7 protein-coding genes and 1 pseudogene are annotated in these 8,959 nt (G+C 73.9%); 3 read left to right on the plus strand and 5 right to left on the minus strand.

Translation table 11 applies throughout. From position 1 onward, the window contains the following. Nucleotides 1–66: 66 nt before the first annotated feature. From SSBG_RS04150 to SSBG_RS34215, 3 genes and pseudogenes are all read right to left on the minus strand, one after another. Nucleotides 67–531, minus strand: a complete 465-nt coding sequence (locus tag SSBG_RS04150) for a DUF4440 domain-containing protein (RefSeq protein WP_008744968.1) — start codon at nucleotides 529–531, stop codon at nucleotides 67–69. Continuing rightward, complete coding sequence (locus SSBG_RS04155; RefSeq protein ID WP_008744969.1) at nucleotides 528–1,100, minus strand: DUF1697 domain-containing protein; 573 nt, start codon at nucleotides 1,098–1,100, stop codon at nucleotides 528–530. Before SSBG_RS04155 ends, SSBG_RS04150 begins: the two co-directional genes overlap by 4 nt. 213 nt (nucleotides 1,101–1,313) lie before the next feature. Continuing rightward, a pseudogene (locus SSBG_RS34215) lies at nucleotides 1,314–1,703 on the minus strand (MarR family winged helix-turn-helix transcriptional regulator); the annotation flags it as partial. A 173-nt stretch (nucleotides 1,704–1,876) separates the two neighbouring features. Here SSBG_RS34215 and SSBG_RS04165 point away from each other — a divergent pair. Then, the gene (locus SSBG_RS04165; RefSeq protein ID WP_037868899.1) at nucleotides 1,877–2,989 is read left to right on the plus strand and encodes a membrane protein; all 1,113 of its coding nucleotides are present in this window, start codon (nucleotides 1,877–1,879) and stop codon (nucleotides 2,987–2,989) included. Nucleotides 2,990–3,116: 127 nt separating this feature from the next. Further along, entirely contained in the window at nucleotides 3,117–3,968 is an 852-nt protein-coding gene (locus SSBG_RS04170; protein ID WP_008744972.1) for a phosphotransferase enzyme family protein, read from the plus strand. Between the two features lie 54 nt (nucleotides 3,969–4,022). Here SSBG_RS04170 and SSBG_RS04175 read toward each other — a convergent pair whose 3' ends face one another. Then, the gene (locus tag SSBG_RS04175; RefSeq protein ID WP_008744973.1) at nucleotides 4,023–4,742 is read right to left on the minus strand and encodes a 3'-5' exonuclease; all 720 of its coding nucleotides are present in this window, start codon (nucleotides 4,740–4,742) and stop codon (nucleotides 4,023–4,025) included. A 163-nt stretch (nucleotides 4,743–4,905) separates the two neighbouring features. Continuing rightward, a complete protein-coding gene (locus SSBG_RS04180) occupies nucleotides 4,906–6,147 on the minus strand; it encodes an SAV2148 family HEPN domain-containing protein (RefSeq protein ID WP_008744974.1) in 1,242 nt (413 codons plus the stop codon). 500 nt (nucleotides 6,148–6,647) lie between these two features. Between SSBG_RS04180 and glgX the strand changes: the two genes are divergently transcribed. Continuing rightward, nucleotides 6,648–8,828 carry a glycogen debranching protein GlgX gene (gene glgX, locus SSBG_RS04185; protein WP_008744976.1) on the plus strand — a complete coding sequence of 727 codons (2,181 nt, stop codon included), beginning with the start codon at nucleotides 6,648–6,650 and terminating at the stop codon, nucleotides 8,826–8,828. The last annotated feature ends 131 nt before the right edge of the window (nucleotides 8,829–8,959 follow it).

Below are 8,959 nucleotides of genomic sequence, written 5' to 3' on the forward strand. Positions count from 1 at the left end.
GGGCGCGCGTACGGCGCTCGCGGGCCCGGCGCGCGGGCGTGCGCGGGCGTGCCCGGGCGCGTCGGCTCAGGGGGCGCCGGGCGTTCGCGGCGCGTCCACCCCTCCCCGCGCGTACGGCGATCCCTGGTGGAACCACAGCAGCCACTCCCGCGAGCCGGGCTCGCGGCGCCACAGCGAGGCGCGGCGCACGGCGCGGTGGCCGTCGTCGGTGTCCCAGCGCAGGTGGACGAGGCCGGGGGCGAGCCGGGTCGCGGTCATGGCAGTGACCCGGGTGGGCGTGGCTCCGGGCGGGGTCGCGGGCGAGAGCTCGGCCGCGACGGCGGCCCGGTCCCACAACCGCCCCGAGGCGCCGACCTCGTGGAACTCCGGGTGGAGGTCGCGCAGGAGCGCGGCCGGGTCCCGGCGCACCTCGGGCCGGAGCATCCGCAGCTCACGGGCGACGACCTCGGCGAGGCCGGGGTTTTCGCCGGAGCGGTGGCCCTCGCGCGGGTCGTGGCCGGTGCGGGGTTCACGGGGTGTGCCGACGGTCATGGCCCCGTATCCTCCTCGGCCCGCTCCGCGAGGGCGAGGAGTTTTCGCACCGTGTTCCAGGTGCGGGTGGTCGTGAAGAGGCCGGGGAGCCGGGCGGGGCGCAGGAGTTCGGCGGCGAGGGCGGAGCGGCTGATGCCGTCGGGGGTGTGCAGGTACAGGACGCGGTCGCCGAGGCGGTAGTCGTCCGGGGCGTGGGCCCCGGGGTCGAGATCGGCGAAGCGGTCCGGGTCGGCGGGGCCCGAGAGGAAGACGAACTGGAGCCGCGAGCCGGTGAAGGTGCCCTCCGGGTACGGGTTCGCGGCGAGGACCGCCCGCAGGCGTTCCGCTTCGAGCACGAGGACCGGCACCGCGAAGCCGAACTCGCGCTCCAGCGCGGCGGAGAGAGCGGCGGCGTGTTCCCCGGCCGGGCGCGGCTCACCGGGCACGAAGACGACGTTCCCGCTGTTGAGATGCGTCCGCACGGCCCGGTGCCCGAGCCCGGCGGCCAGTTCGCGCAGCCGCGCCATCGGCACCTTGTGCGCCGCCCCCACGTTCACGCCCCGCAGCAGGGCGACCGAAGCACTCGTCATGCCCCGCACCGTAACCGCCGCCACCGCCAAGGGGCCCCGGGGACGGCCGGCGGACCCGGGCATCGGCCTCGGGTCACCGGATCGCTACGCGCCCGGCGACGCGTCCTCGCCCGCGCGGCCCTCGGGACCACCGGACCGGCCGGACGCACCGGGACCACCGGACCCGCCGGAGCCAGCGGAAGGATCGAGGCCGCCCGACTCGCCTGCCTCCTCACCGGCCTCGTCCGCTGCCGCGTTGTACCGCAGGAGGTAGCCGGCGAAGCGGTCCAGGTCGGCGGCGCCCCAGTCGGCGAGGCGCCGCCGGAAGGCGCGGCGGCGCGCCTCGTTCACCTGCGCCAGCACCTCCTCGCCGTGGGCCGTGAGGTGGAGCACGTGCACCCGCGCGTCCACGGGGTCGGCACCGCGCGCCACGAGCCCGGCCCGTTCGAGGACGGAGACCTGGCGGCTGATGGTCGACTTGTCGAGAAGGTAGTGGGCGGCCAGGTCGGTCGCGCGGCAGCCCGGCTGGTACTCGACGTGGCTGAGCAGCGTGAAGGAGACGAGCGACAGCTCCGGGTGCATGTGCGCCGCGATCCCCCGGGCCCGGCGCGCGAAGGCCGTCATCTCGCGCTGGATGGTCTCCAGCGCGACGTCCCTGTCCTGTGCCACGTGCACGACCTCCTCCGGCTGGTTGTACAGTACAACGTAAACGCATGGTTGCATTTACCAACCACTGCTCTCGTCACCTGTCGCCGTCGCCCGTCCCCGGCGCGGCGTGTTCCACAGGAGTGCTCCCGATGAGTTCAGCCGAAGCCCCGGCGCCCGGCAGGGCCCGCGATCTGGCAGCGGCCCGTCATGTCCTGGTCCACCTGCTGACGCCGATGCTCATGTGCGTCGGCACGGGCCTCGCCTATCTCGGCGCCTTCGCCAACCCCTCGCCGCACCACATGCCGGTCGCCGTCGTCGGCGCCGGGCCGAGCACGGCGGCACTCGCCCAGACGATCCACGACAAGGCAGCGGCGGCGGGCGACTCCCTCGACGTGCGCACGGTCCCCGACCGCGACGCGGCCCGCCACCTGCTCATGGAGCGGCAGCTCTCGGCCGCCTTCGTCCCTTCGGAGAAGGCACCCGAACTGCCCGTCGCGAGCACGAACGCCGATACGAGCGCCACGGTCGCCGAGAAGGTCTTCACGCCGCTCGCCACGGCGCGGGACGAGCCGCTCAAGGTCACCGATCTCGCCCCGCCCGCCCACGACGACCCCACCGGGCAGGGGATCTTCTTCCTCCTCGTCGCCGTGAGCATCGGCTCGTACGCGTCCGTCGCCGTGCTCGGCGGCGCGGGGGCCGCGCTGCGGATGCGGACCAGGGCGGCCTTCGTCGTCGTGACGTCCTTCGCCGTGAGCCTCATCGGCGCGGCGCTCGCGGGGCCCGTCTTCCACATCGTGTCGCACGGCCTGTGGGGGGTGTGGGCCATGGCCTGGCTCTACTCGGCCGGCATCCTCTTCCTCGGCGTGGGCCTGCACACGTTCCTGAGGCGGTGGACGACGCTCACGATGATGGTCCTCTTCGTGATGCTCAACTTCACGACGTCCGGGGGGCTGTACCGGCCCGAACTGCTCAACGGCTTCTTCGGCGCGCTGCACTCCTTCTGGAACGGGGCGGGCCTCGTGGAGGGCCTGCGCAGCCTCGTCTACTTCGACCACGTGCAGCTCGGCCGCCACGTCCTCAGGCTGGCCCTGTGGCTCGTCGCCGGCCTGCTCGCGACGACGCTGGCGGGGCTGTACGAGCGGCGCCGCCGCACCGCCGCCGCCGCGCCGCCGCACCACCACGCGGCCCCGGCAGCGCGCGGGGAGACGCCGCAGGAGCACGAGGAGAGGGAGGAGGAGATGGACGAGTCGGTGGGCGTCTGAGCCGGGCCGGGACCGGGCCCTCGGGGCGTCCCGACCGCGCGGGTGGGAAACTGTGCGCGACGGCTCCCCCGCAGGGGGCCGTGACCACAGCACGCCGGGCCCCGGGGCCGGGCAGGGGAGGCGGACGATGGACGAGTCGCGGGCACGCGAGGTGCTGGACGCGGCGGGGCTGGACAGCGGCGCGGAGCTGATGGTGCTCGGCGAGAACGCGGTCTTCGCCTCCGGGGACCTCGTGATCAAGGTGGGGCGCGCGCCCGAACTGCTCGACCGGGCGCGGCTCGCGCTCCGCATCGCGGACTGGCTCAAGGAGAGCGACGTCCCCGCCGTGCGCGCCGCGCGCTCCGAACCGCTCCTCGTCGAGGGGCACCCCGTCACGCTGTGGGAGCGGCTGCCGGAGGCGAGCAGGCCTGCGACGCCGGCCGATCTCGCGGCGCTCCTGCGCCGGGTCCACGCCCTGCCCGCCCCCTCCTTCGCCCTGCCCCGGCGCGAACTGCTCGGCGGCGTCGAGCGCTGGCTCCGTCTCGCGGGCGACGCGATCGACCCCGCCGACGCCGCGTTCCTGCGCGAGCGCCGCGACGGCTTCGCCCCGGCCGCCGCCGCGCTCACCCCGCACCTGCCACCGGGGCCGGTCCACGGCGACGCGCTCCCACGCAACGTGCTCGCCGGGCCGGACGGCCCCGTCCTCTCCGACCTGGAGACCTTCTCCTTCGACCTGCGCGAGCACGACCTCGTCGTGATGGACCTCTCCCGCGACCGCTACGGGCTGCCCGCCGAGGCGTACGAGGACTTCGTCCGCGCCTACGGCTGGGACGTACGCGAGTGGGAGGGCCGGCTCACCCTGCGCGGGGCGCGCGAGACGGCGAGCTGCGCGTGGGTGGCCCAGCACGCCCCGTCGAACCCGGCCGCGCTCGCCGAGTTCCGGCGGCGCGTGAACTCCCTGCGGGACGGGGACACGACGGTGCGCTGGTACCCCTTCTGAGCCGACGCCGCGCCCCGATGCCGCGCCGCGCGCGGCCCCGTGCCGTCCCTTCGCTCAAGCCGCCGTCCGCTGGCGCGGGATGACCGGCCAGGCGGCCTCCACCACCGCGTCGGGGCGGGTGCGGCGCAGGTACTCCTGGAGGCTCGCGGACTGGCGGGCCGCCGCGTCTACCTGGAGGCGGTGCAGCTCGGTGGGGGGCAGCGCGCCGAGGCGGGGGTGCCGGGCGCCGAGGCTGCGGGCGAGGAGGGTCGCGGCGAGGGCGTCCGAGCGGGCGTCGTGGGCGCTGTCGAGGCGGACGCCGTAGTGCTCGCACAGGGCGGCCAGGACACGGCTGCCCCTGCGGTAGCGGTCGGCGTGCTTGTCGAGGACGAGCGGGTCCACCACCGGGGCCGGTTCCCCGCCGAGCAGCTCGGCGAGCGCGGGCACCCCGTGGCGGCGGCACTCGCGGTCCAGGAGCGAGAGGTCGTAGCGCGCGTTCATCACCACGAGGGGCGTGCCCGCGCGCAGTCCGGCGGCGAGCGCCTCGGTGATCTCGGCGACGGCGCCGCGTGCCGGGGCGCCCTCGGCGCGGGCACGGGCCGTGGGGATGCCGTGGATGGCGGTGGCCTCGGCGGGGATCTCGATGCCGGGGTCCAGGAGCCACGTCCGGGTCTGCGCGACGGCTCCCGAGGCGTCGAGGCGTATCACGGCGGCGGTGACGACGCGGTCGTGCTCGACGTCGGTGCCCGTGGTCTCCAGGTCGAAGCCGGTCAGCGGGCCCTCGTACCAGGTCATGTGTGTCTCCCTCGGCGTGTTCGGCGACGTGTCCCCCCGTCCGGGCGCCGCGTGATCACCACCCTCGCACGCGCCTGTGACAGTGCCTCCGTACCCCCGGCGCCCCTCTCCAAGGGGCCCTCGTGGCACCGGCGCAGGGAACTGCGGCCGGAGTCGGGAGCGTTCAGGACACCGGGCGGGCGTCGGCCCACGCCGATTCGAACTCCTCGCGGTACGTGTCGAAGAGCCCGCTCTCGCCCCCGGCCGCGCCGCGCACGAGGCGCCCGCCGCCGCGTACCACCAGGACCGGTGACTCCATGCCGCGCGCCCGGCGCAGATAGGGCTGGACGACCGCGACGCCCTCGGCCGTGTCGCCGTCCACGAGGTAGGCGTTGGAGCGCGGGGTCTCGTCGATGACCTGTATCTCGAAGGCGCCCGGGTCGCGCAGGCGGGCGCGCACGCGCCGCATGTGGAGGATGTTCATCTCGACGCTGCGGCTCATCTCGCCTCGTTTGAGGCCAAGTTCGCGTTCGCGGCGTTTGACGGCGCTGCTCGCGGGGTTGAGGAAGAGGAGCCGGGCGCGGCAGCCCTCCTCGGCGAGGCGGACGAGACGGCGGCCGGAGAAGTTCTGCACGAGGAGGTTGAGGCCGATGCCCATCGCGTCGAGCCTGCGGGCCCCGGCGAAGAGGTCCTCGGCGGGGAACTGGCGCAGGAGGCGGACGCGGTCGGGGTGGACGGCGACGACGTCCGCGTACCGCTCGCCGACCAGGTCCTCGACGGCGTCGACGGGCAGGCGGCGCGTGGCGGGGACGCCGGTGCCGGCCGAGAGCGTGTCGAGGAGCCGGGCCGAGGCGCGTTCGGCCTGGGCGAGGACGCTCGGGTTGAGGGCGCGGTTGCGCGAGACGACGTTGCGCGCGACCTCCAGCTCGTCCAGTGCCAGCTCGACGTCCCTGCGGTCGTCGAAGTACGGCTCGAAGCAGGGCCAGTGGCTGACCATCAGCTCGCGGAGCTGGGGCAGCGTCAGAAAGCTGAGGACGTTGTCGTCGGCGGGGTCGAGGAGGTAGCCCTTGCGGCGGCTGACCTCGCGCACCGCGATGGCGCGCTGCACCCATTCCTGCCCGGCGGGCCCGGCGGCGGCCGTCACCCAGTCCTTGCCGTGGACCGGTACGTACACGGGGCGCAGCACGGCGGCGACGACGGCGCGCAGCCGTTGTTCGACCAGATTGAGCCACACGTAGACGCGGCCGGCGCGCTGGGCGCGGGTGCGAACCTCGTCCCACTCCTTGGGGCCCCAGTCCAGCTCGGGCCCGATCTGCGGGGAGACGTCGACGGTGCCCGTGAGCGGGACGGGTGCGGGCGGGCGGTCCTCCGCGGAGCCCTCCGCGCCGCCGCCTTCGCCAGGTGGCAGCTCCAGCCCTCCCGACACCCGCGCACCGCCCCTTCGTCCCGCTTCCGCGACGCCTGTCGCCCCTGTTCAACGATCAAGGAAGACTACTCCGGCCGGGGCCCGGGACGCAGCCGGAGGCCATGGCTCCTCTTCCCCCGGCGCCAGCGGCGAAACGGCGCCGGGCCGGGGTGCGGGGGCGGCGTGGGCGAGGGGCGGAGGCGGGGTGAGCGGGGCGGGGAGGGCTCGTGGGGATCACCTGTCCGGCGGTGTACAGCGGGCGGGGGCCCGGCGGTGTGGCGTGTTCGGGGCCGTACCGATCGCGCCACATTCGCTCGTGCGGCTGAATTCTTGACGAAGGTCTTGACGCCTTTTCGGCTGCTGGACGGCCCGGGGGCCTCCGCCGGGGGCCCGTACCCGTTCGTACGTCGGTGTGGTCGCGGCCCTCGCGGGACAGAAGTCCTACGGGAGCGGCCCCTCTTCCGGGAGACTCGGGCCCATGGTGGCCCTTCCCCCGGGCCGGAAACGGAAGAGTCGAGTTCATGCAGCTCTGGCCAGGTGAGGCATATCCGCTCGGCGCCACGTACGACGGCGCCGGGACGAACTTCGCGGTCTTCTCGGAGGCCGCCGACCGTATCGAGCTGTGCCTGCTGCACGACGACGGCTCGGAGAGCGCGGTGGAACTGCGCGAGTCCGACGCCTTCGTGCGGCACGCCTATCTGCCCGGCGTGATGCCGGGCCAGCGGTACGGCTTCCGCGTGCACGGCCCGTACGAGCCCGCGCGCGGGCAGCGGTGCAACGCGGCGAAGCTTCTGCTCGACCCGTACGCGAAGGCGATCAGCGGGGCCGTCGACTGGAGCGAGGCGGTGTACGGGTACCATTTCGGCGCGCCCGACAAGCGCAACGACCTGGACTCGGCCCCGTACACGATGGCCTCCGTCGTCGTGAACCCGTACTTCGACTGGGGCGACGACCGGCCCCCGCGCACGGACTACCACCGCACGGTGCTGTACGAGGCGCACGTCAAAGGCCTGACGATGCGCCACCCCGACCTGCCCGACGAGCTGCGCGGCACGTACGCGGCGCTCGCGCACCCCGCGATCATCGGGCACCTGACCGAGCTGGGCGTGACGGCGCTCGAACTCATGCCGGTGCACCAGTTCGTCAACGACCACCGGCTCGCGGACGCGGGGCTCGCGAACTACTGGGGCTACAACACGATCGGTTTCTTCGCCCCGCACAACACGTACGCCTCCTGGGGCGACCGGGGCCAGCAGGTCCTGGAGTTCAAGTCGGCGGTGCGGGCGCTGCACGAGGCGGGCATCGAGGTGATCCTCGACGTCGTCTACAACCACACCGCCGAGGGCAACCACCTGGGCCCCACGCTCTCCTTCCGGGGCCTCGACAACGCCTCGTACTACCGGCTCACCGAGGACCCGAAGTACTACATGGACACGACGGGCACCGGGAACTCGCTGCTCATGCGTTCCCCGCACGTCCTCCAGATGATCATGGACTCGCTGCGGTACTGGGTCACGGACATGCACGTGGACGGCTTCCGCTTCGACCTCGCGGCGACGCTCGCGCGGCAGTTCCACGAGGTGGACCGGCTCTCGTCCTTCTTCGACCTCGTGCAGCAGGACCCGGTCGTGAGCCAGGTCAAGCTCATCGCGGAGCCGTGGGACGTCGGCGAGGGCGGCTACCAGGTGGGGAACTTCCCGCCGATGTGGACGGAGTGGAACGGCAAGTACCGCGACACGGTGCGCGACCTGTGGCGCGGCGAGCAGCGCACGCTGGCGGAGTTCGCCGGGCGGCTGACCGGCTCCTCGGACCTCTACCAGGACGACGGGCGGCGACCGCTCGCCTCGATCAACTTCGTGACGTGCCACGACGGTTTCACGCTGCGCGACCTGGTCTCGTACAACGAGAAGCACAACGAGGCCAATGGTGAGGAGAACCGGGACGGCGAAAGCTTCAACCGCTCCTGGAACTGCGGTGCCGAGGGCGAGAGCGAGGACCCCGGGGTCAACGAGCTGCGGGCCCGGCAGACGCGGAACTTCCTCGCGACGCTCATGCTCTCGCAGGGTGTGCCGATGCTGAGCCACGGCGACGAGTTCGGGCGCACGCAGGGCGGCAACAACAACGCCTACTGCCAGGACAACGAGCTGGCCTGGGTGAGGTGGCCGCGGGCCGAGGGCTCGGGCGAGGGTTCGGGCGAGGGCTCCGGCGAGGGCTCCGGCTCCGGCGAGGCGGGCGACGAGGAGGCGACGGCGCTCGCGGCGTTCACGCGCGCGATGGTGTGGCTGCGCCGCGACCACCCGGTCTTCCGGCGCCGCCGCTTCTTCCACGGGCGTCCCGTCGAGGGCACCCACGACGAGCTGTCCGACATCGCGTGGTTCACGCCGGAGGGCGGCGAGATGACGCGCGGCGACTGGGACGGCGCGACGGCGAGCGCGATGACCGTCTTCCTCAACGGCAACGCGATCTCGGAACCGGGCCCGCGCGGGGAGCGCATCCAGGACGACTCCTTCCTTCTCATGTTCAACGCCTCGCCGCAGGACCTGGAATTCGTCATCCCCGTCAACCACGGCAAGGAGTGGCAGGTCGTCGTGGACACCTCCCGCACGGACGGCCTCCCGCCGGGCACGGGCGTCAAGGCCGGCGCGGGCCAGCGCCTCGAACTGCGGGACCGCAGCATGTTGGTGCTCCAGCGGCCCGCGTAAGGGCACGGGGCGGGAGCGCGGGACGGGGACGCGTCGGGACGGGCGCGGTACGGGGCGGGACTGGTACGGGTCGGGGACGGGGCGGCCGACGCCCTCGTCCCCCGCGCCCGCCCCGTTCACCCCCTCCGATT

Origin of the sequence: Streptomyces sp. SPB074, assembly GCF_000154905.1 — a bacterium.
GTDB lineage: Bacteria > Actinomycetota > Actinomycetes > Streptomycetales > Streptomycetaceae > Streptomyces.